Annotated in this window: 26 protein-coding genes; 15 read left to right on the top strand and 11 right to left on the bottom strand. The window is 65.4% G+C overall.

What is annotated here, in order from left to right:
* Window positions 1-58 precede the first annotated feature (58 nt).
* The 7 genes from phoU to FLG15_RS07710 all read right to left on the bottom strand — a co-directional run bounded on the left by phoU (window position 59) and on the right by FLG15_RS07710 (window position 7,608).
* The gene (gene phoU / locus FLG15_RS07680; RefSeq protein ID WP_008572166.1) at window positions 59-769 is read right to left on the bottom strand and encodes a phosphate signaling complex protein PhoU; all 711 of its coding nucleotides are present in this window, start codon (window positions 767-769) and stop codon (window positions 59-61) included.
* Between the two features lie 128 nt (window positions 770-897).
* On the bottom strand, window positions 898-1,728 hold the full coding sequence (pstB, locus tag FLG15_RS07685) for a phosphate ABC transporter ATP-binding protein PstB (RefSeq protein ID WP_005913798.1): 831 nt from the start codon (window positions 1,726-1,728) through the stop codon (window positions 898-900).
* 22 nt (window positions 1,729-1,750) lie between these two features.
* Window positions 1,751-2,620 carry a phosphate ABC transporter permease PstA gene (gene pstA, locus FLG15_RS07690; protein WP_057677702.1) on the bottom strand — a complete coding sequence of 290 codons (870 nt, stop codon included), beginning with the start codon at window positions 2,618-2,620 and terminating at the stop codon, window positions 1,751-1,753.
* A complete protein-coding gene (pstC, locus tag FLG15_RS07695) occupies window positions 2,620-3,594 on the bottom strand; it encodes a phosphate ABC transporter permease subunit PstC (RefSeq protein ID WP_003487154.1) in 975 nt (324 codons plus the stop codon). The genes pstA and pstC overlap by 1 nt, the downstream gene beginning before the upstream one ends.
* 112 nt (window positions 3,595-3,706) lie before the next feature.
* Window positions 3,707-4,798, bottom strand: coding sequence for a phosphate ABC transporter substrate-binding protein PstS (pstS, locus tag FLG15_RS07700; protein WP_150145786.1), 1,092 nt, complete (start codon window positions 4,796-4,798; stop codon window positions 3,707-3,709).
* Window positions 4,799-5,149: 351 nt separating this feature from the next.
* The gene (gene pstS / locus FLG15_RS07705; protein ID WP_057677704.1) at window positions 5,150-6,169 is read right to left on the bottom strand and encodes a phosphate ABC transporter substrate-binding protein PstS; all 1,020 of its coding nucleotides are present in this window, start codon (window positions 6,167-6,169) and stop codon (window positions 5,150-5,152) included.
* 188 nt (window positions 6,170-6,357) lie between these two features.
* Entirely contained in the window at window positions 6,358-7,608 is a 1,251-nt protein-coding gene (locus FLG15_RS07710; RefSeq protein ID WP_057677705.1) for an OprO/OprP family phosphate-selective porin, read from the bottom strand.
* 336 nt (window positions 7,609-7,944) lie between these two features.
* On the opposite strand from FLG15_RS07710, the gene FLG15_RS07715 reads away from it, so the two are divergent.
* From FLG15_RS07715 to FLG15_RS07725, 3 genes are all read left to right on the top strand, one after another.
* Window positions 7,945-8,265, top strand: coding sequence for a hypothetical protein (locus tag FLG15_RS07715; RefSeq protein WP_017155852.1), 321 nt, complete (start codon window positions 7,945-7,947; stop codon window positions 8,263-8,265).
* A 114-nt stretch (window positions 8,266-8,379) separates the two neighbouring features.
* On the top strand, window positions 8,380-9,060 hold the full coding sequence (locus FLG15_RS07720; RefSeq protein WP_017155853.1) for a carbonic anhydrase: 681 nt from the start codon (window positions 8,380-8,382) through the stop codon (window positions 9,058-9,060).
* 11 nt (window positions 9,061-9,071) lie between these two features.
* On the top strand, window positions 9,072-10,640 hold the full coding sequence (locus FLG15_RS07725) for a SulP family inorganic anion transporter (protein ID WP_017155854.1): 1,569 nt from the start codon (window positions 9,072-9,074) through the stop codon (window positions 10,638-10,640).
* Window positions 10,641-10,857: 217 nt separating this feature from the next.
* Here FLG15_RS07725 and nth read toward each other — a convergent pair whose 3' ends face one another.
* Genes nth through FLG15_RS07740 form a run of 3 tightly spaced genes read right to left on the bottom strand, consistent with a single transcriptional unit; the run spans window position 10,858 to window position 12,735 of the window.
* On the bottom strand, window positions 10,858-11,568 hold the full coding sequence (gene nth / locus FLG15_RS07730; RefSeq protein WP_057677706.1) for an endonuclease III: 711 nt from the start codon (window positions 11,566-11,568) through the stop codon (window positions 10,858-10,860).
* Window positions 11,565-11,945, bottom strand: coding sequence for a hypothetical protein (locus FLG15_RS07735; RefSeq protein WP_057677707.1), 381 nt, complete (start codon window positions 11,943-11,945; stop codon window positions 11,565-11,567). Before FLG15_RS07735 ends, nth begins: the two co-directional genes overlap by 4 nt.
* A gap of 7 nt (window positions 11,946-11,952) precedes the next feature.
* Window positions 11,953-12,735, bottom strand: a complete 783-nt coding sequence (locus FLG15_RS07740) for an enoyl-CoA hydratase-related protein (RefSeq protein WP_057677708.1) — start codon at window positions 12,733-12,735, stop codon at window positions 11,953-11,955.
* Window positions 12,736-12,898: 163 nt separating this feature from the next.
* On the opposite strand from FLG15_RS07740, the gene FLG15_RS07745 reads away from it, so the two are divergent.
* The 4 genes from FLG15_RS07745 to FLG15_RS07760 all read left to right on the top strand — a co-directional run bounded on the left by FLG15_RS07745 (window position 12,899) and on the right by FLG15_RS07760 (window position 16,442).
* Entirely contained in the window at window positions 12,899-13,597 is a 699-nt protein-coding gene (locus FLG15_RS07745) for an FKBP-type peptidyl-prolyl cis-trans isomerase (RefSeq protein ID WP_004429231.1), read from the top strand.
* A 112-nt stretch (window positions 13,598-13,709) separates the two neighbouring features.
* Window positions 13,710-14,531: a CoA pyrophosphatase gene (locus FLG15_RS07750; protein WP_057677709.1), complete on the top strand. Its 822-nt coding sequence runs from the start codon at window positions 13,710-13,712 to the stop codon at window positions 14,529-14,531.
* On the top strand, window positions 14,528-15,400 hold the full coding sequence (locus tag FLG15_RS07755) for a sulfurtransferase (protein WP_057677710.1): 873 nt from the start codon (window positions 14,528-14,530) through the stop codon (window positions 15,398-15,400). The genes FLG15_RS07750 and FLG15_RS07755 overlap by 4 nt, the downstream gene beginning before the upstream one ends.
* A gap of 88 nt (window positions 15,401-15,488) precedes the next feature.
* Window positions 15,489-16,442, top strand: coding sequence for a DUF1684 domain-containing protein (locus FLG15_RS07760; protein WP_057677711.1), 954 nt, complete (start codon window positions 15,489-15,491; stop codon window positions 16,440-16,442).
* Window positions 16,443-16,932: 490 nt separating this feature from the next.
* On the opposite strand, the gene FLG15_RS07765 is transcribed toward FLG15_RS07760, so the two are convergent.
* Window positions 16,933-17,508, bottom strand: coding sequence for an N-acetylmuramoyl-L-alanine amidase (locus FLG15_RS07765; protein WP_017155861.1), 576 nt, complete (start codon window positions 17,506-17,508; stop codon window positions 16,933-16,935).
* Between the two features lie 23 nt (window positions 17,509-17,531).
* On the opposite strand from FLG15_RS07765, the gene FLG15_RS07770 reads away from it, so the two are divergent.
* The 8 genes from FLG15_RS07770 to FLG15_RS07805 all read left to right on the top strand — a co-directional run bounded on the left by FLG15_RS07770 (window position 17,532) and on the right by FLG15_RS07805 (window position 25,328).
* Window positions 17,532-18,023 carry an MOSC domain-containing protein gene (locus FLG15_RS07770; RefSeq protein WP_057677712.1) on the top strand — a complete coding sequence of 164 codons (492 nt, stop codon included), beginning with the start codon at window positions 17,532-17,534 and terminating at the stop codon, window positions 18,021-18,023.
* Window positions 18,020-18,547, top strand: a complete 528-nt coding sequence (locus FLG15_RS07775; RefSeq protein ID WP_017159140.1) for an alpha/beta hydrolase — start codon at window positions 18,020-18,022, stop codon at window positions 18,545-18,547. The genes FLG15_RS07770 and FLG15_RS07775 overlap by 4 nt, the downstream gene beginning before the upstream one ends.
* Window positions 18,548-18,587: 40 nt before the next feature.
* Window positions 18,588-19,094, top strand: a complete 507-nt coding sequence (locus FLG15_RS07780; protein WP_057677713.1) for a GNAT family N-acetyltransferase — start codon at window positions 18,588-18,590, stop codon at window positions 19,092-19,094.
* 185 nt (window positions 19,095-19,279) lie between these two features.
* Window positions 19,280-20,893, top strand: a complete 1,614-nt coding sequence (locus tag FLG15_RS07785) for an ABC-F family ATP-binding cassette domain-containing protein (protein ID WP_057677714.1) — start codon at window positions 19,280-19,282, stop codon at window positions 20,891-20,893.
* Window positions 20,872-21,063 carry a hypothetical protein gene (locus tag FLG15_RS07790; RefSeq protein ID WP_057677715.1) on the top strand — a complete coding sequence of 64 codons (192 nt, stop codon included), beginning with the start codon at window positions 20,872-20,874 and terminating at the stop codon, window positions 21,061-21,063. Before FLG15_RS07785 ends, FLG15_RS07790 begins: the two co-directional genes overlap by 22 nt.
* Window positions 21,060-23,195, top strand: coding sequence for a bifunctional 23S rRNA (guanine(2069)-N(7))-methyltransferase RlmK/23S rRNA (guanine(2445)-N(2))-methyltransferase RlmL (gene rlmKL, locus FLG15_RS07795; RefSeq protein ID WP_150145788.1), 2,136 nt, complete (start codon window positions 21,060-21,062; stop codon window positions 23,193-23,195). The genes FLG15_RS07790 and rlmKL overlap by 4 nt, the downstream gene beginning before the upstream one ends.
* Window positions 23,196-23,414: 219 nt before the next feature.
* Window positions 23,415-24,191 (top strand): NAD kinase, encoded by a 777-nt coding sequence (locus tag FLG15_RS07800; RefSeq protein ID WP_017155868.1) that lies wholly within the window; start codon window positions 23,415-23,417, stop codon window positions 24,189-24,191.
* 180 nt (window positions 24,192-24,371) lie between these two features.
* The gene (locus FLG15_RS07805) at window positions 24,372-25,328 is read left to right on the top strand and encodes a 5'-nucleotidase (protein WP_007966260.1); all 957 of its coding nucleotides are present in this window, start codon (window positions 24,372-24,374) and stop codon (window positions 25,326-25,328) included.
* The last annotated feature ends 30 nt before the right edge of the window (window positions 25,329-25,358 follow it).

The following is a 25,358-nucleotide window of genomic DNA, read 5'->3' on the forward strand; positions in this document are numbered from 1 at the left end:
GCTGAATACGTAATGAGAAGGCCTTCCGACACCTCGCCGGCACGACCGTCGCCGCGGTCTAGATGACGCCGGTGCTGCTGGTGTCGTCGCGCTTCACCCGCGGAGGCAAGGGCTGCTCGCCATGCACCAGGAACCAGACGTTCTCGGCGATGTTGGTGGCGTGGTCGCCAATGCGTTCCAGATTCTTTGCCATGAACAGCAGATGCGTACACGGGGTGATATTGCGCGGGTCTTCCATCATGTAGGTGAGCAGCTCGCGGAACAACGCGGTGTATTGCGCATCCAGGCGTGCGTCTTCGTCGCGGACGCGGATCGCCGCATCGGCATCCTTGTTGCGATACGCCTGTACGGCTTCGCGCACCGCATCGGCCGCCATCTGGCCAAGCGCGCGCAGGCCCACGGTCTGCGGCAGCGGCGGTGCGGAATTGAGCGCGATCGAGCGCTTGGCCACGTTGGCCGCGTAATCGCCGATACGTTCGATATCGGCCGGAATCCGCAGGCCTGCAAGAATTTCGCGCAGATCGCGCGCCATCGGCCCGCGCAATGCCAGCCGCATCACGTCGTGGCTGATTGCATGCTCCAGCGCGTCGATCGCCTCGTCGTTGACCACGATGCGGTGCGCGGCATTGTCGTCGCGACGCTCCACCACATCCAGTGCGGCTTCCAGCTGCGCCACCGCCGTCTCGCCCATGCGCACGATCTCGGCGACAAGACGGTGCTGCTCCTCGTCGTAGCTTTTGACGATATGGTCGTTGAGGTGCTGGTTCATCGTGATCTCGATTCGTGGCAGTGGTGGATGTCCGCCGTTACCTTGGCGACATGGCAGACGATGCAAATGTCGTGCCGGGCGGTGCGGCGGAACTGCGTCAATGCGGCGTTGCGCTGGCGCGCCTTACATCAACCGAAGCGGCCGGTGATGTAGTCCTCGGTCTGCTGCTTGGATGGCTGGGAAAAAATGGTTTCGGTGCGGTCGTGCTCGATCAGGTCGCCCAGGTACATGAAGGCGGTGTAGTCGGAGACGCGGGCGGCCTGCTGCATGTTGTGGGTCACGATCACGATGGTGTAGTCGCGCTTGAGCTCTTCTACCAGTTGCTCGATACGGCTGGTGGAGATCGGGTCCAGCGCGGACGTCGGTTCGTCCAGCAACAACACATCCGGGCGCAGCGCCACCGCACGTGCGATGCACAGGCGCTGCTGCTGGCCGCCGGACAGCCCCAGCGCGCTCTGCCCCAGCTTGTCCTTCACCTCGTCCCATAGCGCGCCCTGACGCAAGGCCTGCTCGACGCGGTTCTGCATGTCGGCCTTGGACAGTTTTTCGTGGTGGCGGATGCCGTAAGCCACGTTTTCGAAGATGGTCATCGGAAACGGCACCGGCTTCTGGAACACCATGCCCACCTTGCTGCGCAGGCGGTTCATCGGGTACTTCGGCGACAGGATGTTTTCGTTGTCCAGCAAGACCTCGCCGCGCGCTTCCATCTTCGGGTAGAGCGCATAGATGCGGTTGAAGATGCGCAGCAAGGTCGACTTGCCGCAGCCGGAGGGACCGATCAACGCGGTGACGCGCTTTTCGGGGATCTCGATGTTGATGCTCTTGAGCGCGTGGTATTTGTCGTAATAGAAATCCAGATTGCGTGCGGCCACCTTCACCGGCGCCTGCGCCGTCGGCGCCCCAGTGGCGGCCGGAACAGCGATGCGATGCATCGGCTTGGCGTTTTGGAGATCGTTCATGTCGGGTGTCCGGAAGGAAAGGTCAGTCATTGGAGATCTTGTTGCGCAAGAGCATGGCGCGCGCACCCAGGCTGACCAGCAACACGAACACGGTCAGTACCAGCGCGCCGGCCCAGGCCAGCGTTTGCCAGGTGTCGTACGGGCTGCCGGCAAACTGGTTCATGATCACCGGCACGCTGGCCATCGGCTGGAAGATGTTGCTGTTCCAGTACTGGTTGCCGAACGCGGTGAACAGCAGCGGTGCGGTTTCGCCACTGATGCGTGCCAGCGCCAGCAGCACGCCGGTGACGATGCCTGCCGAGGCGCTGCGGTACAGCACCTGCACCGTGACTTTCCATTGGGGAATGCCCAACGACAATGCCGCTTCACGCATCTGCGCCGGCACCAACCGCAGCATCTCGTCGGTGGTGCGCACCACCACCGGCAGCACGATGAAGGCCAGCGACAGCGCACCGGCGAATGCCGAAAAGCGCCCGCCGGTCTGCATCACGTACAAGGTGTAGACGAACAGGCCCAGCACGATCGAGGGCGCCGACAACAGGATGTCGTTGACGAAGCGCACCACCACGCCGGCCTTGCGCGCGTTGCCGTACTCGGCCAGCCAGGTGCCGGCTGCAATCCCCAGCGGCGTGCCGATGGCCAGCGCCAGCCCGCACATCACCGCACTGCCGAAGAAGGCGTTGAGCAGGCCGCCTTCCTGCATCGGCGGCGGCGTCATCTTGGTAAACAGGTTGAGGTCGATGCCCGGCACGCCCTTGGACACCAGCGTCCACAGGATCCAGGCCAGGAATAACAGACCAAACAATGCAGTGACGCACGAGAGCAGCAACGCGATGGCGTTGGTGACCCGGCGGCGGTTGTACAGCGATTGCGACACCGAAGCGGCGGACATCAGTTACCCTCCCGACGCGACAACTGCATCAGCATGAAGCGCGCGATGGCCAGCACGATGAAGGTCACGATGAACAGCACGAAGCCCAGCAGCAGCAATGCCGACCGGTAGGTTTCGGTGGCCTCGCCGAAATCGTTGGCGATCAACGCCGCGATGGTGGTGCCAGGCTCCAGCAGCGACGGCGACAGACGTACCGTGTTGCCGACCACGAAGGCCACCGCCATGGTTTCGCCCAGCGCACGCCCCAGCCCCAGGAACACGCCACCGATCACCGCCGAGCGGGTGTAGGGCAGCACGATGTCCCAGCTCACTTCCCATTTGGTCGAGCCCAGCGCGTACGCCGATTCCTTCAAGCGCGTGGGCACGGTCAAAAAGACTTCGCGCATCACCGAGGAAATGAAGGGAATCACCATGATTGCCAGCACGAAGCCGGCCGTCAGCAGGCCGATGCCCAACGGCGGGCCCTGGAACAACGGGCCGATCAGCGGCAGCGTACCGAGATGATCGTTGAGCCATGGTGTGACGTGTTCGGTCATCACCGGCACCAGCACGAACAGGCCCCACATGCCGTAGATGATCGACGGGATGCCGGCCAGCAATTCGATGGCGGTGCCCACCGGGCCACGCAACCAACGCGGTGCCACTTCGGTCAGAAAGAACGCGATACCGAAACTCACCGGCACCGCTATCAGCATTGCGATGACTGCGGTGACCAGGGTGCCGTAGATCGGTGCCAGCGCACCGTATTTGTTTTCGACCGGATTCCAGTCGGCCGAATAGAAGAAACTCAGGCCCTGCATCTGCAAGGCATGGCGTCCGCCCCACAGCATCGACAGTGCCGCGCTGCCGAGCGCCAACAGGACGAAAACGACCGTGGCGGCCAGCGCAAGCTTGAACAGGCGATCGGCGCGTGCGTCGCGCAGGTCGCGGCCGCGGGGCGCGGTCATCGCTTCGGGAATGGCGGTGGCATTCATTCGATTGGACTCGTCACCCGCGCAACGGCGGGAGCGTGAGACAGCAGGAACGGCGAGGCACCTTCAGGTACCTCGCCGCAGCGCAGCCTGCCGCATGGGCAGGTGCAGGGCATTACTTGAACTCGCTGCCCCAATAGGCTTCGATCTGCTTCACCAGCTCCGGCGGCAGCGGCACGTAGTGCAATTCGCTGGCCTGGGCCTGGCCGCTTTCCAGCGCCCACTTGAAGAAGTCCAGCGTCGCCTTGCTGCGCTTGGCGTCCTTGGGCTGCTTGTGCATCAACATGAAGTTGGTGGCGGTGATCGGCCAGGCCTTCTCGCCCGGTGCATTGGTGATCACCAGGTTGAAGTCACGGGCGTTGGCCCAGTCGGTGCTGGCAGCGGCGGCGGCGAAGCTTTCCGCATTCGGCTCGACCCACTGGCCGGCCGCGTTCTGCAGCGAGGTGTACGGCATCTTGTTCTGCAGCGCGTAGGCCAGCTCGACATAGCCGATCGAGCCCTTGATCTGCTGCACGTACGAGGCAACGCCCTCATTGCCCTTGCCGCCCACGCCACCCGGCCACTGCACCGAGGTGCCCTCGCCGACCTTGCTTTTCCACTCCGGGCTGACCTTGGACAGGTAGTTGGAGAAGTTGAAGGTGGTGCCCGACCCATCCGAGCGATGCACCAGGTTGATCTTGGTGGCGGGCAGGGTCACGCCCGGGTTGGCCGCGACAATGGCCGCGTCGTTCCACATGGTGACCTTGCCCAGGAAGATGTCGCCCAGCAGGGCGCCGGTCAGGCGCAGCTTGCCCGGGGCGATGCCTTCCAGATTGACGACCGGCACCACGCCGCCGATGGCCGACGGGAACTGGCCCAGGCCAGCCTGTTGCAGTTCCGTGCTGTCCAGCGGCTTGTCGGTCGACCCGAAATCCACCGTGCCGGCCTTGATCTGCGCAATGCCGCCGCCGGAGCCGATCGACTGGTAGTTGACCTTGTTGCCGGTGGCGGCGTTGTAGTCGGCCGACCACTTGGACACCAGCGGGTAGATGAAGGAAGCACCGGCGCCGGAAATCTCAGAGCCCTTGCTGTCGCTGGCGGTGGCGCCTGCGGTCGGCGCGCCCTTTGCGGCGTCTGCGGACGGCGCGTCCTTGCCGGGCGAACACGCGGCCAGGGCGAGGGCGATGGTGAGGGACAGGGCGGTCAGGCTGGCCGACTGCAATTTCATGGAAGCTCCGAGGCTGGATTGGCCGGTGTCTCCGGCAGACCACACTATGAAATGATGTTTTTGTTACACCTGCATGACAGCGCCTTCTGGCCAACGCATCACAAAAAAAAGACGCGGATCGCGGAGGGCGTGGCGCCCTCCGGGATCCGCGTCCCGGGGCCGACGCCGGGGAGAGAGACGGCGTCGTTCCTTTACGCGTTTTCGTGCTTGCCGCCGGGCCTTAGTGCAGGGCACCTGGTGGCCATTTCAGGTGGCCATGCAGGTCGCCGGCATGCCCCAGATAACCGCCCATGCGGTTTTAAAGCATGGCTTGCCCCACCTTGGCCGCTATATCAGGGGCCTGCGCCGTCCTTAGTGCGGCAGATTCTTGGCCCAGTACGCCTCGATCTGGGTCACCAGCGTGTCCGGCAGCGGCACGTAGTCCAACTGCTTGGCCTGCGCATCGCCCTTGGTGTAGACCCAGCGGAAGAAGTCCAGCGTGTTCTTCAGGCCCGCCGGGTTCTTCGGCTTTTTCTGCACCAGAATGAAATTGGTCGCCGTGATTGGCCAGGCGTTATCGCCGGCCGCGTTGGTCATCACCAGGTAGAAGTCCTTGGCCGTGCCCCAGTCGGCACTGTTGGCAGCGGCGGCGAAGGTTTCATCCGACGGCTGCACGAACTTGCCGGCCGCGTTCTTCATCGAGGTGTAGGCCATCTTGTTCTGCAGCGCGTACGACAGCTCCACGTAGCCGATGCCGCCCTTGATCTGCTTCACGTAGGCGGCCACGCCCTCGTTGCCCTTGCCGCCGATGCCGGTCGGCCATTGCACGGCAGTCCCTTCGCCAACCTTGCTCTTCCAGTCCGGGTTGACCTTGGACAGGTAGTTGGTGAAGTTGAAGCTGGTGCCCGAACCATCGGAGCGGTGCACCACGGTGATCTTGCCTTCCGGCAGTTTCATGCCCGGGTTCAGCGCGGCAATGGCCGGGTCGTTCCAGGTGCTGACCTTGCCCAGGAAGATGTCGCCCAGGGTCTTGCCATCGAGCTTGAGCGTGCCGGCGGCGATACCGGGCACGTTGACCACCGGCACCACGCCGCCGATCACCGAGGGAAACTGCGCCAGGCCGGCAGCGGCCAGTTCTTCCGGCTTGAGCGGGGCATCGGACGAGCCGAAGTCCACGCTGGCCGCCTTGATCTGGGCGATACCGCCGCCCGAACCGATCGATTGGTAGTTGACCTGCTTCTTGGTGGCGGCGTTGTAGTCGGCAGACCACTTGGACATCACCGGGTAGATGAACGACGCACCGGCACCGGTGACATCGGCAGCCTGGGCACACAGTGCCAGCGAGACGGCGAGTACGCCGACGGCCAGACGGGTCTTGAAGGAGTGGATCACGGAACAGCTCCTGTAGCGAAGGGATGAGGACGTCCCGCCGTGGTGCCATTGCAGGGCAACGGCATGACCATGCGGTGTCTGGGAAATGACAGGCCGATGACGGCGTTGCGCCGTCGGATGTTCAAGCCGGCAGGAAGTGGCGGCTGCCACCGCGTGCGCTTGACCGAGCGCACGTGGTGGCGACGCACTTACCAGTAGAACTGCGCGCGTGCTTCGATGATCGACGGGTTATCGTCGACCAGGCCGCGCGTGGTGCTGTTGTAGCGCGTGCTGTCGACCTTGGCGTAGTCGAGCGCCAGCTTGAAGTTGGAGCGCCAGTACCAATTGGCGCCGACCGTCCAGATGTTCATCTTGCCGCCCAGCACGCCATCGACGAACGGGGTATTGCCGTTGGCGACCAGGTGGCCATCGTTGAGGTCCAGGGTGTCGTAGCGCACCGCCAGCTGCCACATGCCCGATGCCGGCTCGTTGGGCAGCGGGGTGGTCGGCACGCCAGCCTTGTAGCCCCAGATTTCGCCGGTGAGGTTCCAGACGCCGCTCACGTACCAGCCGTCGCTCTTATAGTCGTGCGCATTGGCACCGATACGGTTGGCGTTTTCCTGGAAGTACTCGCTCTGCAGCTTGAACGGCCCGGTGATCCACATCGCCTCGGCACCGGCCACGCCGACGTTGTCCACATTGGTTATGGCGCCGCTGTCGATCAGGCGAATGGTGGTCAGGTCGGCGTCCGGGCGGGCACGCAGGCGCAGGGTGTCGTCGTCGGTGTCGTAGGCCAGGTAGCTGAGACCGAAGTGCAGCACGTTGCCGGTCTCGTTGATCGGCGCCCAGGTGCCGCGCGCACCGTAGCCGCTGCCGTGTGCCTGGTTACGGGTCAGTTCGCGGCCGAACGCACTGGCGGTCAGGCTCCAATTGTTGTCGCCCATGCCGTAGGCCACGCCCAGCCGGCGCGAGATGCCATAGGTGTTGGTCACCGACGCCTTGGAGACGAAGTCGTTGTTCTTGGTGCTGGACAGTTCTTCCAGGCTGTTGGGCTGCTTGAACTGGCCGATCTGCAGGTAATTGTTCGCGTTGCCGCCGAACTTGTACTTGATATTGTTATCCAGGAAGCGGCCGGTGCTGCGAATGGTGGTGCCACGGATGGTGACTTCCTTCAGCACGCTGGGGTCATAGCCGGCGACCCATTCGAAGTTGCCCGGGCCCTTGCCCTTGAGGACCAGCTCGGCGCGCCGGATGCTGAATTCGGAATTGTCGCCATTGGCGCCGATCGGGCCATTGAGGTCCTGCACATCGTTGTGGAACCAATTGCCGTCGGCCTGGACCAGGCCTTCCAGCGAGATTTCCGAACCACCGATCACATCGATGGCGATCTCGGCGTGTGCTGCGGGGGCGGCCAAGGCCAGCAGCAGCGCGGAACCAAGCAGGGTGGGAGCGAGTTTCATAGATGCCTTGCGACCTGAGAAAGTGGGCGCAGGCTAGGGTGTGAAGGTTGCGTTAATGTGACAAAACAACAGAAACGTAATACGTGATTTTTGCTAATAAAGACAAGAGTTTACGTGCGTTTCAACTATGTCATTGTGTGTCAAGAAGCTGAACGGAGCCGGTTTATGACAGCGCCCGGCGGCGACCTCAAAACCTTGAATATCCGGGCTGGCCCGCTGACGGCCTGAACTGGAGCCAGTCAGCATGAACACTTGCGTCAGTTTGTGCGGCGCACCACTTGCATACGCGGCGTCAAAATTGTTAGCTTCGAGGCCATGTTTCCTCGATTCCTCCAAATGCTGTTGGTCTGCCTGCTCGCGCTCTCCGCGTGGTCGGCAGCCAACGCGCACGCGCGCATGCATGATGCGTTCGTGGGCGACGGCCTGGCGGTAATGGTGGATGCTGGCGAAGAACGCGATGCAGCAGAAGATCCGCAGGACGACGGCGAAGCACAGAGCCAAGTCGACACACAGCCTGCAGACGATATCCCCTTGCTCTCCCAAGCATGGCCGATGCTGGCGCGGTATTCCCCCTCGTGGCACGCGCATCACGCGCCGGCAAATCAAAAACGCGACCTGATCCCACAGCTGCGCCCTCCAAACGCACTGCTTGGCTGATCCACGCTGTCGCTGCACCCGGTGCGTTCCGCGCCGGATTCCCAATTGATTTGTTTGTCTTTGCAATTCGCGGTTTTGCCGCGGATGGCCATTCGTTGCCTAGAGGAATCTCCCATGGAAAGTTTGCTAGAAGGTTTTCGTCATTTCCGTAAGGAAGTGTATCCGCGCCAGAGTGCGCGCTTTCAGGAACTGGCAGGCGGCCAGAGCCCGCATACGCTGTTCATCACCTGCGCAGATTCGCGCGTCATGCCGGAGCTGATCTTCTCCGCGCAGCCAGGCGAGCTGTTCGTCTACCGCAACATCGGCAATGTGGTGCCGCCGTACTCGCAGCATGTCAGTGGCGTGGTGGCAGCGATCGAATACGCGATCGCAGTGCTGGGCGTGCGCCATATCGTGATCTGCGGTCACACCGACTGCGGCGCGATGAAGGCCGTGCTCAAGCCGGAGTCGCTGGAAGACGTGCCCTCCGTGGCAGCGTGGCTCAAGCACACCGATGCGGCGCGCCATGTCACCGCGCATCACGGGCACGATCCGCAGAGCCAAGAGGCGCTGAGCTGCATGACCGAGGAAAACGTGGTCTCGCAGCTGGACCACCTGCGCACGCAGCCGGTGGTGGCAGCACGCCTGGCGGCAGGCACCTTGCGCATCCACGGCTGGATCTACGATATCGCCCATGGGGAGATCCGGGCCTTCGATGCCGAGAAGGGTGGCTTCCGGCCACTGCTGGCCGAAAGCACCCCCGAAGCCACCCCACGCCCGCGACTGCAGCAAGTCGTGCGCGCTGAACTCGCCTGACGGAGCCTGCCATGAACACATCAGGTATCGGCGGATATTTCCGTCAGGGACTGTTTGGGCGTGATTTATTGGCGTCTGTAGTGGTCTTTCTTGTCGCGCTGCCGCTGTGCATGGGTATCGCGATCGCATCCGGCATGCCGCCCGCCGCGGGCCTGATCACCGGCATCGTTGGTGGTCTGGTCGTCGGCTTTCTGGCGGGTTCCCCGCTGCAGGTGAGCGGGCCGGCCGCCGGCCTGGCTGTGTTGGTGTTCGAACTGGTCCGGGAGCATGGCGCTGTCGCGCTCGGGCCGGTGATCTTGGTGGCCGGCGCGATTCAGCTGATTGCCGGTCTGTGCCGCGCAGGCGTCTGGTTCCGGATGACATCGCCGGCCGTGGTGGCCGGCATGTTGTCGGGCATCGGCATCCTGATCGTCGCCTCGCAGGCGCACGTGTTGATGGATGCCGCGCCCAAGGCCCGCGGTCTGGAAAACTTCGCTGCATTGCCTGGCGTGCTGTGGCAGGCCATCAGCGAAGGAACCGGCCGGAATGCGCTGTTCGTGGGTCTGGCAACGATCGGGATCATCCTGGCCTGGGACAAGCTGCGCCCGCAGCGTCTGCGCTTTCTGCCGGGTGCATTGATCGCGGTGGTGGCGGTCACGGCGACCGTGCAGTTGCAGGGCTTGAACGTCAACAAGGTCGATGTCCCGACCAACCTGTTCTCTGCGATCAGCATCCCCAGCATTTCCGACATCTTTGGCGTGTTCAACCACACCTTGCTGGTCTCGGCAGTGACCTTCGCCTTCATCGCCAGCGCCGAAACCTTGCTGTCGGCGGCGGCGGTGGACCGCATGCATCAGGGCACGCGGACCCAGTACGACCGTGAGCTGGCGGCACAGGGCGTGGGCAATATGCTCTGCGGTTTCCTGGGTGCATTGCCGATGACCGGCGTGATCGTGCGCAGTGCGGCCAACGTGCAGGCCGGGGCCGCAACGCGTGCATCGACCATCCTGCACGGCAGCTGGCTGCTGGTATTCGCCATGCTGTTGCCGTGGCTGTTGCGGATGACGCCGGTGGCGTGTCTGGCCGGCATCCTGGTCTATACCGGCGTGAAGATGATCAAGATCGGGCAGGTCAAGGAACTAGCGACCTATGGCCGCGGAACGGCCGCGATCTACCTGGCGACCACCTTCGCGATCGTGGCCACCGACCTGCTGACCGGCGTGCTGATCGGCTTCGGTCTGTCGCTGTTCCGCCTGGCATTGCATTCGTCGCGTCTGAAAGTCGAAGTGCGCGAGCACGCCGACAAGAAGGACGAAATGCATTTGACCCTGCAGGGTTCGGCCACCTTCCTGAAGGTGCCGGCGATGGCGCGGACGCTGGAAAGTGTGCCGCCGAACACTGCGCTGCATCTGGATGTGGCTAAGCTGCACCACGTCGATCATGCCTGCATCGAGTTGTTGCGCGACTGGAGCCGCAATGCGGCCTCGCGCGGCTGCGAACTGGTGGTGGACTGGAACGAGCTGGATCGACGTGTCGAAGGCCAGCCCAGGGTGGATGGCGTGCTGGTGGAACAGCGCGTCGAGCAGGCGAAAGCTGCGTAACGTGTTGTAAGCGCCCGGCGTTCGCGCCGGGTGACCCCCATCGTGATCGGGTGATGCATGGCGCCGAAAGACGCATCATCCGGTCGCGATTTTTTTTTGGGCGGGGAGTGGGGATTCGGGAGTCGGGAGTCGGGAGTCGTGAAAGCCTGCGCCCTTGTGGTTTGCTGCGTGTGGATCCGGGCCGCGGTTGCGTCGTTACTTCGGCGCTACTGCTGCATCAGCCCTTGGTTTTTGTCTGCCGCTCAGGCGTCGGTGGCGTCTTGTCGCGGTAGCGGCACAGATCGTGGATGACGCAGCCCGGGCAATCTGGTTTGCGTGCCTTGCAGACGTAGCGTCCGTGCAGGATCAACCAGTGATGCGCATCGTGCAGAAACTCGGCCGGAATCACCTTGACCAGCTTGTCTTCGACGGCGCGTACGTCCTTGCCTGGCGCAAGACCGGTGCGGTTGGAAACGCGAAAGATATGCGTGTCCACGGCCATGGCGGGCTCGCCGAAGGCGGTGTTGAGCACCACATTTGCGGTCTTGCGGCCCACGCCGGGCAGCGCTTCCAGCGCGGCGCGATCGTGCGGCACGTCGCCGCCATAGCGCTCCAGCAGGATGCGGCAGGTGGCGATGACGTTCTTGGCCTTGGCGTTGAACAAGCCGATGGTGGAGATGTACCGCTTCAGGCCCTCCTCGCCGAGATCGAGAATGTCGCGCGGGGTGTTGGCCACCGGATATAGCTTGCGGGTCGCCTTGTTGACGCCGACATCGGTGGCTTGCGCCGACAGCAGCACGGCGATCAGTAACTCGAATGGAGTGGTGTATTCCAGCTCGGTGGTGGGGTGCGGGTTGAGTTCGCGCAGGCGCTCGAACATTTCCTGTATTTCGGGCTTGCGCATGCTGCTGCCGCGACGCGCCGGTACCGTTGCCTGAGGGGTGTTCATGGCTGCGCTCCGCCAGCGGCCTTCGCCTTCGCGCGCGCCAGGATGGCAGCGGCCAGCGGCGGCAGCGCGGGCGTTGCCGGTTGGCTGGTTATCGGGGCGGGAGCCCTGCGCGCATCGCGTTCGGCGGCGCGGCGTTGCAGGCGCGCCGCGCGCGCGCGATAGCGTTCGCGCGCGGCCCAGGCGTCTTGTAAACGGCGTTGCGCACTCAGCAACGTGGCGCAGACCTGCGGGCAGTTGGCGTCCAGCGCATCGTGCTGCGGGTCGGGCAGATACGCCATCAGGCCGAGTGCCAGCGCGCGACCCAGATCGTCGGCCTGCACACAATCGAACAACAGTAGCGGCAACGGACGCGATGCAGGAATGAGGTCGAGCGTCATGGCGATATCAACGATTGCGGAACTGGGCAGGGCGTTTTTCTAGAAATGCGCGCGTGCCCTCGCGCATGTCGTCGGTGGCGAACAACAACGCAAATTGCGCGGTTTCCAGCTGCAGGCCCTCTTCGATGGCGCATTCGCCGCCGAATACCACCGCATCGAGAATGCCGCGCAGTGCTAGCGGCGCTGCAGTTGCCAGGCGTTGCGCAAGCGCCAGGGTTTCTTCGTGCAGGGCATCGGCCTCGACCACGCGATTGACCAGGCCAAGCTGGAGTGCGCGGGCTGCGTCGATCGGCAGGCCGAGCAGGCACAGTTCCAACGCTGCGGCGCGACCGGTCAGACGCAGCAGGCGCTGGGTGCCGCCAAAGCCGGGGATCAGGCCGAGATTGATTTCCGGTTGCCCCAGGCGCGCTGTTGCTGCGGCGATGCGCAGGTGGCACGCCATTGCCAGCTCCAGGCCGCCGCCCAGCGCAAAGCCATTGATCATCGCGATCACCGGCTTGGGCATGCGCTCGATCCGGCGCATCAGCTGCTGGCCCAGCAACGAGAATTCGCGGCCTTCAATCGCCGACAGATCATTCATTTCCGCGATATCCGCGCCCGCCACGAAGGCCTTTGGGCCGGCGCCGGTGAGGATGACGGCACGGACATCGTCCGCAGCGGCTGCGTCCTGGAACGCCCGATCCAGTGCCTGCATGGTCTGCTGGTTCAATGCGTTCAGTTTGTCCGGCCGGTTGACCGTAATCGTCCGGACGCTGGCGTGATCGGCGATCAGAATGACGTGATTGGACATGTGAACCCTTACGAACGTAAAAAAATAGTAAACACGGAACTTCCAAAAGCCTTGCTGGTCCTAGCTTTCGCGATAAGTAGCGGTTCGGTATCGCGGCCGCTATCCTAGCGCGTCATCTCAGGCGGCAGACCCGTCCTGTGCCACCACCCTGGAGAATTGTTTGATGAAGTTGCGTTCTATCGCGGTCGCTGTGGCGGCCCTGGCCCTGACGGGCAATGCACTGGCCCAGGACACGACGTCCGAGAAGGGCAAGTTGAGCTATTACTTCGGCTACGACTACGGCAACAACCTTGCCGAGCTTACCGGTCGCGGCGAGCAGCTCGACATCAACTCGGTGGTCAAGGGTCTGCAGGACGCCTATGCCAAGAAGCAGCCGGCGATCACTGCCGACCAGCTGAAGCCGGCCGTTGAAGCGTTCCAGAAGCGCGAGCAGGGCCGTGCCCAGCAGGCCAAGGCCGAGTACGACAAGGCCGCTGCAGCCAACAAGACCAAGAGCGATGCGTTCCTGGCCAAGAACAAGAGCACCGCCGGCGTGCAGACGCTGCCGAGCGGCGTGCAGTACCGCGTGATCGAAGCCGGCAAGGGCGCCAAGCCTACCCAGGCCAGCACCGTGCAGCTGGAAGTGGCCGGTCCGTTCCCGTTCGGCGACCGCGAGAAGGCACGTCCGGCGCAGCAGATCCCGGCCATCAAGGTCAGCGAAGTCGAAATGCAGGCCATGCGCGACACGCTGCTGCAGATGCCGGCCGGCTCGAAGTGGGAAGTGACCCTGCCGCCGGAAAAGGCCTACGGTGCCGACCCGCGTACCCCGTTCCCGCCGAACGTGGCCGTGCAGTTCGAGATCAAGCTGGTCAGCGTCAAGTAATTGCATGTGATGTTGCTGCGACAACGCCGGCCACCAGGCCGGCGTTGTCGTTTTGGTCTGGCGATTGTCTGAAGAGAACGATGCAACGATGCAGCGGCCGCAGGACCCAGCGATGAGCGGCAACGATGTCGGATCCGACGCGGATCCCGGTTTGGCTGCCGGCCCTCTGCCCAGTCCGTGTATCGGTGTATGTTCGCTGGACGCGCAGTCGCACTGCGTCGGCTGCTTGCGCAGCCTGGATGAAATTGCACGCTGGATGAGCATGAGCGACGCCGAACGCCAGGACTATCTGCACACGGTGCTGCCCGCACGCGCGCTGACGGCACGGCTGCCCGAATACGCGCAGCTGAGGCGGGCGCTGTATCCGCTGGATACCGCGCCGGCCGGGCCGGGTTGGAACCATGCCGAGCTGATCGACCTGACCGACGGCGACGCGTCTGCCGAAGCGGCAGTGCTGTGCGGGCTGGTGCCGCGCGAACAGGGCACGACGGTGTTGCTGACGCGGCGCACCGACAGCCTGCGCCATCACGCCGGGCAGGTCAGCTTCCCCGGCGGGCGGATGGAGCCGTCCGATGCCGATGCTGCCGCCGCGGCGCTGCGCGAGAGTTGCGAAGAAATCGCGCTGGGCGCGCAGCATGTGCATGCGATCGGGTATCTGGATCCGTTTGTGACGGTGAGCGGATTTCGGGTGACGCCGGTGGTGGCGGTCATCGACCCGGCGTTCGTGGCGGTGCCGCAGCCGGATGAAGTGGCCGATGTCTTCGAAGTGCCGCTGGCCTATCTGATGGACCCGGACAATTTGCGCAGTGTGGAACTGGAGTTCCGCGGACGCCCGCGGCGCGTGCTCGAATACGACTGGCCTGCCCACCGCATCTGGGGCGCCACCGCCGCCATTCTTCTCAATCTTCGTCGTCGCCTGGAGCAGGTTGCATGAGTGCCGATCCGAACTGGACCACGTTGGTCGATGCCGCCACGCTTTCGGCCGCGTTGCAGCATCCACAGCTGCGTCTGCTGGATGCGCGTGCCGCGCCACCGACCGCGCCAGACCCGCACGCAGCGCGCAAGGCGTACGCGCAGGGGCATCTGCCCGGCGCGCACTATGCCGATCTTGACCACGACCTTGCAGATCTGTCGCGGCCGGCGCAGGGGCGGCACCCGTTGCCGCATAGCCAGGCCTTTGCAGGGCGCCTCGGCGAATGGGGCATCGATCCGCAGAGCCAGGTCGTTGTCTACGACGCGGCCGATGGCAGCATGGCGGCGGCACGCGCGTGGTGGATGTTGCGGCTGATGGGCCATCGCCGGGTGGCGGTGCTGGACGGCGGACTGTCCGCGTGGCGCGCGGCTGGCTTTGCGGAAAGCACCGAATCACCCGCCTTGCGCAGCGGCGCCGCGTATCCCGGCCATTTCGATGCCGCCGCGGTGGTGGATGCCGAGCAGATCGTGCAGCGCCTGCAGCAGGCGCCGGGCTGGTTGCTGGACGCGCGCGCAGGCGAGCGTTTCCGTGGCGAAGTCGAGCCGATCGACCCGGTGGCCGGGCACGTGCCCGGAGCGGTGAGTCGCCCGCTGGGGCTGAACCTGCGTGATGGCCGCTTCAAGCCAGCTGCCGAACTGCGCGCCGAGTTGTCCGCATTGTTGGGTGCGTACCGGCCCGAGCAGGCGGTGGTGATGTGCGGATCCGGCGTGACGGCATGCCATCTGTTGCTGGCACTGGAAGTGGCCGGGTTATCAGGAGCGCGCGTCTACGCCGGTTCCTGGAGCGGTTGGCTGCAAGACGCCTCGCGTCCGGTCGCGACCGGCGCCTGATTGCAGGCACAATGGCGGCAGGAACGGTGACCTGTGGGGACGCAGGTTCGCTGCGCGGAGCGCAGTTTCTTGCAGTGCTGGGTGAGCCATGCGGTTGCAGTTACGGGTTGGCGCGCTGTGCGTCGCGGTGTGGACGCTGGCTGCCTGTTCGGCGGAATCCTCCGCCGATGTCAGCGATACGCCTGTTGCCGCGCATCGAAATGCGGCGCAGCACGATGCGTACGAGGTCGCGCTGGAACAGGCGCGTGCGGAGCGGTTGAGGCAGCTGCGTGCGCCCGACGGGTGGCTGAGCTATACCGGTTCGGGGCGCGTGCGCGCCGGCCAGTACCGTGTGGGCAGCGATCCGCACAGCGATATCGTCCTGCCTGCCGGCCCTGCGCAGCTGGGGCAACTGACGCTGGATGCTGCGGGACAAATACGCTTTCGCGCAGATGGCTCCGCCGCGGTGACGCTCAACGGGCAGCGCATCGGCGACGTACCTCTGCAACCAGAGCAGGCCGGGCAGCGCGGCGACCGGCTGGACGTGGGCGGCCGGCAGTTCTACCTGGTGCAAACCGGCGCCTTGTACGGCTGGCGCTTCCGCGACCCGGCAGCGCCGGCGCTGACGCAGTTCGACGGGCTGGAATATTTCCCCACCGACCCGCAGTGGCGCATCCAGGCGCAATGGCAACCCTATCCCACGCCGCGCACGACCACCTTGCTGACCTCGATCGGTACGCCGCTCACCGTGGAGGTGCCGGGAGAAGCCGTGTTTTCGCGCAACGGCCATCACTACCGCTTGCGGCCGCTGCTGCAGGAGGATGGCCAGGGCCTGTTCTTCCTGTTCGCCGACCGCACCAGCGGCAAGGAAAGCTATGGCGGCGCGCGTTATCTGTTTGCCGCAGCGCCCCGCGATGGTCAGGTGGTCCTGGATTTCAACCTGGCCGAAAACCCGCCATGCGCACTGACGCCCCATGTGGTCTGCCCCATTGCGCCGCCTGAAAACCGCTTGGACGTGGCAGTGAATGCCGGCGAGAAGACCTACCGTGCAACCGAGCGTTGAGTGCGCGGCAACGGGCGGACGGTGTGCGAAGGAAGAGGTGTTTGCGATGGGTCACCCAAGCATCCGAGAGCTGTCACGTGCGTGTTGTCCGGGCGACGCTGTCTTTCGAGGGCGCGGCGGGCACGCAGGTTGAATCGCGTGTCGCTGCTGTCTGCGCTGTCTGCGCTGTCTGCGCTGTCGGGCGCGCCCGGGCATGACCGGGCATGACCGACGTAACGCAGTGCCTCGTCACTGGCTGTAGCTAAGGTGCATGAGCCGGAGTGTTTTCTGGCCGATGTTCTTCGCCAAGACCGCAACGCTGAAATCGGCATGCCAGATCTAGGACTGCAGATCCAGGCTGCGCGCGGCCGCACGCGCGGTTTGCCGAGTGGCTGCCGATCCCGCTCCCGTCATACCTGTGCAATGGGTTGCGCACGCTTTTGTAATCGCTGGATGAAGACCGGCAAACACATGCCGCGAGGGGCGCGTGGTCCGGTTTCTAAAACGCCTTCTAACGCGGCGCGTGCGACCAGCTGACCGCCGCTTCGATGCGCGGCCACGGGAACAGCGGGCCGGGATCGAGCTTGCGCCGGATTTTGCGGGCCGGGTCGTCGCTGGCGGCTTCCTGGGTGGTATCCAGCGCCTGATGGCCGGCGATGCGCCGCACCGAAGGCAACTGCTGCTGCAGCCATTGCAACAAGGTGATCAGCGCGGCGATCTGGGCTTCGGGATACGGTTCGGTCATCTGCTGATACCGCGAATCCAGCCAGTGCGGATAACGGCCGCGGTTGACCAGTTCGATGCCCAGCGTATGCGGGTTGTGGCCGCGCACATGATGCGCGACGCGCTCCAGCGCGACGTATTGCTGGATGCTGCCGTTGCGATCGAGGTAGTAATGCCCGCTGTTGCCGGTGCCGCTGTCATAAAGCACGCGTTCGCCGTATTCGCGCGCCATCGCCATGTCCGGCAATTCGGTGCAATGGATGACCACCATGTCGATCTGGGTGAGCGCGCGCTTGGCCAACCGCGATTCGTAGCACAGCGGCGCGTAGGTGATTGGCGGCGACGGCAAGACGGCATCGGACATGGAGCGGATGCTAGCATTGCCCGATGGCTTTGAATCCCGACAGCCCCCTGGGCAAATTGATGGCGACGCTGCCACAGACCGGTCAGGTGACCTGGATCGGCGTGCGTCCGGCGCGTGACGTGGCGATGCTGGAGGTGGACGTGGCGCAGGTCAGCACCGGTATTGGCCTTGTGGGAGACCGCTACAAGGGTGGCAGCGGCAAGCGCGGCGTGACCCTGATCCAGGCCGAGCATTTACCGGTGATCGCGGCGCTGTCAGGACAGGCCACCATGGCCCCGGCGACGCTGCGGCGCAACCTGGTGGTGTCCGGCATTCCGTTGATCGCGCTGAAAGGGCGGCGATTCCGAATCGGTGACATTGAATTGGAAGGCACCGACCCGTGCGACCCATGTTCGCGCATGGAAGATGCCTTGGGTGCGGGCGGCTACAACGCCATGCGCGGCCACGGTGGGCTGTGCGCACGCGTCTTGCGCGGCGGCGTGCTGCGCATCGGCGACACGGTGCAGGCGTTATGAGTCGCGGCCATTGCATCCTCTCGCACGGCTTCGAAAGTGGCCCGGACGCCTTGAAGGTGACCGCGCTGGCCAACGTGGCCGAGCAGTTGGGCTGGACCCATGAGCGCCCCGATTACACCGACCTGGATGCACGCCGCGAGGTGAGTACGCTGGGCGACGTGCGAGGCCGGCTGCAGCGCCTGCTGGACATTGCGCGGGCGGCGGCCGAGAAGGGGCCGGTGGTGCTGGTCGGTTCCAGCCTGGGCTCGTATATCGCCGGGATGGTGTCGTTGCAGGTGCCCACGCGCGGCCTATTTTTGATGGTGCCGCCGACCAAGATGGGCCCGATGCCGGTGCTGGACGCCGCACCGGTGCCGATCTCGATCGTGCATGCCTGGCGCGACGAGCTGATTCCGGCCGCCGACGTGATCGCCTGGGCGCAGGCAAGGCATGCGCGCCTGCTGCTGGTCGACGACGACCATCGCCTGGCCTCGCACGTCGACGCGTCGGCACGAGCGTTCGCAGAGTTGTTGCAGAGCCTGTGATGCGCACGGTTCCCAGCGATGGCCGCGCGCGGTGCCAGCGATGAACGTGTTGATCCGCGAAGCCACCGAAGGCGACGCCGCTGCCATCGAACTGCTGACCATGGTGGCCTTCATGCGCGCCGAACACAGCCGGCATGACGAGCACCAGGTGATTGCCGGTTTGCGCCAGGACGGCGCCCTGGCGTTGTCGTTGGTCGCCGACCACGACGGCTACGTGGTCGGGCATCTGGCCGTCTCGCCGGTGGCGTTGTCGGACGATTCGCCCGGCTGGTTCGCGCTTGGCCCGCTGGCCGTGGGGCCTGGCCATCAACGGCAAGGACTGGGGACGCGGCTGGTGCAGGCCGCGCTTGCCACGTTGCGCGAGCGCGGCGCCGCAGGCTGCCTGGCGCTGGGCGAGCCGGCGTTTTTTCGCCGCTTGGGCTTTGCGGTCGAACCTGGCCTGGTGTTGCCCGGAGTGCCTGCATCGGAATTGCAAGCCCTGGCCTTCGGCGACCGGCTGCTGCCGCTGGCCGATGTCTCTTACCCCCCGGCGTTCGGGCTGGGTTGAGCGCCGGCTGCATGCGCCGGGCCTGTTGCGCGGGTGTCGCTGCCAGCGCAGCGGGTTAGACTGGGCGCGCTTCATCTTTTGAGGATTGGTCCGATGCGCCATTGATGCCGCCGTCGTGATGACGGCCTGACCCGCTGCTGGTCCGCTTGGATCGGCACGTGTGCTGGCATGCAATGGAGACCCGTATGACCTGTCCGTCGCTGACGCTGGAAGGCGTTGCGTATGCGCTGACCGATGGCAGCCCGCTGTTTTCCGATCTGAACATCCATATCGACCAACGCGCGACCGGCTTGGTCGGGCGCAATGGCGTGGGCAAGAGCGTACTTGCGCGCTTGCTGGCCGGCGAGCTGCTTCCCAGTGCCGGACGGTGCGTGCGCAGTGGCAGCGTGCATTACCTGCCGCAACGGGTGAGCGTTGTGCCGGGCCAGCGCATTGCCGACCTGGCCGGTGTCGCGCCGCTGCTGGATGCGTTGGACCGCATCGCCGCCGGCAGTGTGGCGCCCGCCGATTTTGAATGCGTGGGCGAGCGCTGGACTGCGCACGAGCACTTTGCCGCCGAACTGGAACGGCAAGGCCTGGGTGGACGCGATCCGCATGCACCGGCCGCGCAACTGAGCGGCGGCGAAGCGATGCGCGTGGCGCTTGCCGGTGCGTTTATGAGCCAGCCGGATGTTCTGATCCTGGACGAGCCCGGCAATCACCTGGATGGTCCGCAACGCCGGCGGCTGATGGATCAATTGCTGGCGTGGCGCGGCGGCTTGCTGGTGATCAGCCACGACCGCGGCTTGCTCGAGGCGATGCAGCGCATCCTGGAGTTGTCAGGACAGGGGCTGCGCAGCTACGGCGGCAATTACACGTTCTATGCGCAGCAGCGCGCGAGCGAGCAGCAGGCCGCCAGCGATCTGCTGGCCCAGCGCAAACATGCACGCGCACGCGGCGAGCAGGTGTTGCGCGCGCAGCTGCAGCGTCAACAGCAGCGCCAGGCACGCGGCGCGTGTACTGCGGGGCAGGCCAATCAGGCCGCGATCCCGCTTGGCGGGCAGAGGCAACGCAGCGAAGTCAGCGCAGGCCGGCTGCAACAGCAAGGTCGGGCCGAACAGGCGCGGCTGCGCGAGGCAGTAGTGCAGGCTGCAGCGCAGGTGCAGGTCGATCCGGCGATCGCTGTGTTGGCGCCGACCTTGCCGGCCAACACGCTAAGGCGCCTGGCGACACTGCGGCAGGTGGAAGTGGCGCACGCGCGGTTGGGCGGGCGGCGGGTGGATCTGCTGCTGCAGGGACGGTCGCGGATTGGGTTGGTCGGCCCGAACGGCAGTGGCAAATCCACATTGTTGCAGCTGCTGGCCGGGCGCCTGCAGCCCAGCGCGGGGCATTGCCGGGTGCACGTGCCGGTGGCGTATCTGGATCAGGACCTGGCGCTGCTGGACCCGGCGCGCTCGGCCGTTGCGCAGCTGCAGGAGGCAAACCCGGCTGCGCCAGCCCACGTGCAGCGGCTGCGCCTGGCGCTGCTGGGGCTGGACCAGGCGCGCGCCGACTTACCCTGCGGCCAGCTCAGTGGCGGCCAGCGACTCAAGGCGGCGCTGGCCTGCGCGCTGTACCGGGCACGGCCGGCGCAACTGCTGTTGCTGGACGAGCCGACCAACCACCTGGATCTGGCCTCGGTGGAAGCGATCGAGGCGCTGCTGCGTCGCCACCAGGGTGCGCTGGTGGTCGCCTCGCACGATGCGGCCTTCCTGCAACGGTTGGGCCTGCAGCAGCGCCTGGACACCGCGCAGGCGCAGTGGCGGCTGGCGCCCTGGTGAACCGTGCGGCGGGCGATCCGGGCGCCGGGCTGGTAATGCCGGCCGCGATGGCCGACCATTTGCGGCCCGTCCACGGCGGCCGCGGCATTGCCTACCCAGGCGCCGGCCCGCTGTCCTGCTTTCACGCTCGCCGCCGCGGCCAGCGTCTTTATCGATACCTGCCTACGTGAAATTCTTCGCATCCTGCGCCAAGGGCCTGGAATACCTGCTTGCCGACGAGCTGCTCGCGCTCGGCGCCAGCAAGGCCACCGCCACTATTTCCGGCGTCAACGTCGAAGGGGAACTGCGCGATGCGCAGCGCGCCGTGCTGTGGTCGCGCCTGGCCAGCCGCGTGCTGTGGCCGCTGACCGAATTCGATTGCCCGGACGAAGACGCGCTGTACGCCGGCGTGGCCGAACTGCCATGGGAGGCGCACCTGTCGGTGGGGCATACGCTGTCGGTTGACGCGCACGTGTCCGGGACCGCCATCACCCACGCCCGCTACGCGGCGCAGCGCATCAAGGACGCGGTGGTGGACACCATGCGCCGGCAGGGCCTGGAGCGCCCGTCGGTGGACGTGGAACACCCGGACCTGCGCCTGAACCTGTCGCTGCGCAAAGGCCGCGCCACCCTTTCGGTGGACCTGGGCGGCGGCCCGCTGCATCGCCGCGGCTGGCGCATGGCGCAAAACGAAGCGCCGTTGAAGGAAAATCTGGCCGCAGCGGTCTTGATGCGTGGCGGCTGGCCGCGCGCCCATGCCGATGGCGGCGGCTTGCTCGACCCGATGTGCGGCAGCGGCACGCTGCTGATCGAAGGCGCGCTGATGGCCGCCGACGTCGCGCCGGGTCTGCAGCGCTACGGCAGCGATATACCCAGCCGCTGGCGCGGTTTCGACCGCGAGACCTGGCAGCAGCTGGTCACTGAGGCGCGCGAACGCGAAAGCGTCGGCCGTGCTGCGCTCAAGCAGGTGATCCACGGCAGCGACATGGATCCGCATGCCATCCGCGCCGCGAAAGAGAACGCGCAAGTGGCCGGCGTGGCCGAGGCGATCTGGTTCGGCGTGCGCGAGGTCGGTGAGTTGCAGACGCCGCCGCAGGCCACCGGCGTGGTGGTGTGCAATCCGCCCTACGACGAGCGCCTGGCCGCCGATGCGGCGCTGTATCGCCGCCTGGGCGACACCTTGCAGCGCGTCGTGCCGAAGTGGCGTGCCAGCCTGCTGTGCGGCAATGCCGAGCTGGCGTATGCCACCGGCCTGCGCGCCGGCAAGAAATACCAGCTGTTCAACGGCGCGATCGAATGCGCGTTGATCGTCTGCGACCCGATCGCGGTGCCGCGACGCACCCCGCTGGCAGCGCCCACCGCGCTCAGCGAAGGCGCGCAGATGGTGGCCAACCGGCTGCGCAAGAATCTGCAGAAATTCAAGAAGTGGCGCGCGCGCGAAGGCATCGAATGTTTCCGCGCCTACGACGCCGACCTGCCGGAATATTCGGCCGCCATCGACGTGTACCAGCAGGCCGACGGCGACCGGCGCATCTTCCTGCATGTGCAGGAATACGCAGCGCCGGCGACGATTCCCGAGGCCGATGTGCGCCGTCGTCTCAACGAATTGCTGGCCGCCGCACGCGAGGTCTTCGAGGTGCCTGCCGAGCGCGTGGCGCTGAAGTCGCGCGAGCGCGGCAAGGGCGGCAGCAAGTATGGCCGCTTCGAACAGCGCAACGAAATCGTCCACGTGCGCGAACACGGCGCGCTGCTGCGCGTGAACCTGTTCGATTATCTGGATACCGGGCTGTTCCTGGACCATCGCCCACTGCGCGGCACCATGGCGCAGCAGTCCAGGGGGCGCCGTTTCCTCAACCTGTTCTGCTACACCGGCGTGGCCAGCGTGGAAGCGGCAGTGGCCGGTGCAGCGTCCACCACCAGCGTGGATCTGTCGGCAACGTACCTGCAGTGGTGCGCCGACAATCTTGCATTGAACGGGCTGGCCGGCAGCAAGCACAAGCTGGTGCAGGCCGATGCACTGGCCTGGCTGGAAGCCGAGCGTGCGCACTTCGATGTGATCTTCTGCGACCCACCGACCTTCTCCAACTCTGCACGCGCGGAAGATTTCGATATCCAGCGCGAGCACGTACGTCTTTTGCGCGCGGCGGTGGCGCGGTTGGCGCCGGGTGGCGTGCTGTATTTCTCCAATAACTTCCGTCGCTTCAAGCTGGACGAGGAAGCGGTGGCGGAATTCGCGCAGTGCGAAGAAATCAGCCCGCGCACCATCGACCCGGATTTCGAGCGGCATGCGCGCATTCATCGCGCCTGGCGGTTGACCGCCTGAGTTCGCGCCGTTTGCGTCCGACGGCGCGCCGGCTTGGCTCGCCTAGGCGCCAGCGCACGCAGTTGCCAAGGTGCCATGCGTACAGGCTCAGCAGCGCGTGCTCGCGACGACGCGACCGCTGCCGTGCACGCGGAGAACCGGCGGGCATGATCGCAACGCACCCACAACAAGCCCGGCACAGGGCTGCGGTATGCTGATTCGCACGTTCTGGAGTCAACGATGACCGCATCACCTCGCATCGCTTTTCTTGCCAGCCCCGCCGAGCCGGCGGTGGCCGCGCGCGCGCGCCTTACGCAGCGCTATGGCGACCATGCCCTGGACAGCGCCGACATCGTCTGTGCGCTGGGCGGCGACGGGTTCATGCTGCAGACGCTGCACCGCCATGGCGCCTCCGACAAGCCGGTGTTCGGCATGAAGCTGGGCTCGGTCGGCTTTTTGATGAACCAGTACCGCGACAACGAGGACGACCTGCTCGAGCGCCTGCAGCGCGCCGAACCGGCGTATCTACGGCCGCTGGAGATGCAGGTGCAGACCGAATCCGGTGCCAGTGCCGGCTCGCTGGCCTACAACGAGGTCTCGCTGCTGCGGCAGACCCGGCAGGCCGCGCATCTGAGCGTGGATCTCAACGGCCAGACCCGCATCGCCGAGCTGATCGGCGATGGCGTGATGGTGGCCACGCCGGCCGGCAGCACGGCGTACAACTATTCCGCACACGGGCCGATCCTGCCGCTGGGCTCGCATACGCTGGCGCTGACGCCGATCGCGCCGTACCGCCCGCGGCGCTGGCGCGGCGCCATTCTCAAGGCAGATACCGAAGTGCGCTTCCGCGTGCTCGACCCGTACAAGCGCCCGGTCAGCGTCACCGCCGACTCGCACGAAATCCGCGATGTGGTCGAAGTGACCATCCGCGAATCCACGCAGCGCCAGGTCACGCTGTTGTTCGATCCCGAACACAATCTGGAAGAGCGCATCTTCAGCGAGCAGTTTGCGGTGTGAGGGGCGGGGATTGGGCAGTGGGGATTCGGGATTGGTAACGTCAACGGCATGTCTTGCCACCCGCCTATGAGCGGGCCGACCCGCTACGATGCAGCGCACGTCGTTCAACGCCTGATCTCACCTTCTCGATCGCCGCTCCAAACCAATCCCGAATCCCCAATCACGAATCCCGGCCCCCCAATGCCCGACAACTCCCCAAGGTTATTGACCGTCGCGGTGACCTCGCGCGCCCTGTTCGATCTCGAAGAAGGCCATGCACTGTTCGAGGCCGATGGAGTGGAGGCGTATTCGGCGTTCCAGCGCGAGCATGAGGACGACATCCTGCAACCTGGCGTTGCGTTCCCGGTGGTGCGCAAGCTGCTGGCGCTCAATCACGATGTGCCCGAGGACGCGCCGCGGGTGGAAGTCATCCTGCTGTCACGCAATTCCGCCGATACCGGTCTGCGCATCTTCAACTCGATCCAGCATTACAACCTGGGCATCGTGCGTGCGACCTTCACCTCGGGCGAGCCGACCTGGCCGTACGTCAAGCCATTCGGGACCGATCTGTTTCTCTCGGCCAATCCGGAATCGGTGCGGCGTGCCCTGAGCCATGGCATCGCGGCGGCGACCATCATGCCGCGCGCACTGGGAGAACGCGCCGAGGCCGCGGCGGCAATTGTGGACAACGACGAAAGCCGTTTGTCGACGCAGCTGCGGATCGCCTTCGACGGCGATGCGGTGATTTTCGGCGACGAGAGCGAACGCATCTCGCGCGAGCAGGGCGTGGAAGCCTTCGGACGTCACGAGCGCGAACGCGCACGCGAGCCGCTGTCGGTGGGGCCGTTCCGTAATTTCCTGTCGGCGCTGCACACCTTGCAGGCGGCCTTTCCACCGGGTCAGGCCTCGCCGATCCGCACGGCGCTGGTCACCGCACGCTCGGCGCCGGCGCATGAGCGGGTGATCCGCACCTTGCGCGAGTGGGGCGTGCGCCTGGACGAGGCGCTGTTCCTGGGCGGGCGTCATAAGGGCCCGTTCCTGCAGGCATTTGGTGCGGACATCTTCTTCGACGACTCGCAGCACAACATCGACAGTGCGCGTCAGCATCAGCACGTGGCCGCCGGGCATGTGCCGCACGGCGTGGCCAACGAAGGGTAAAGCGAAGGCGGCCGCATCACTGGACCTGCA

The organism is Xanthomonas phaseoli pv. dieffenbachiae (assembly GCF_008639345.1).
In the GTDB taxonomy this organism is placed as follows: Bacteria; Pseudomonadota; Gammaproteobacteria; order Xanthomonadales; family Xanthomonadaceae; genus Xanthomonas; species Xanthomonas phaseoli.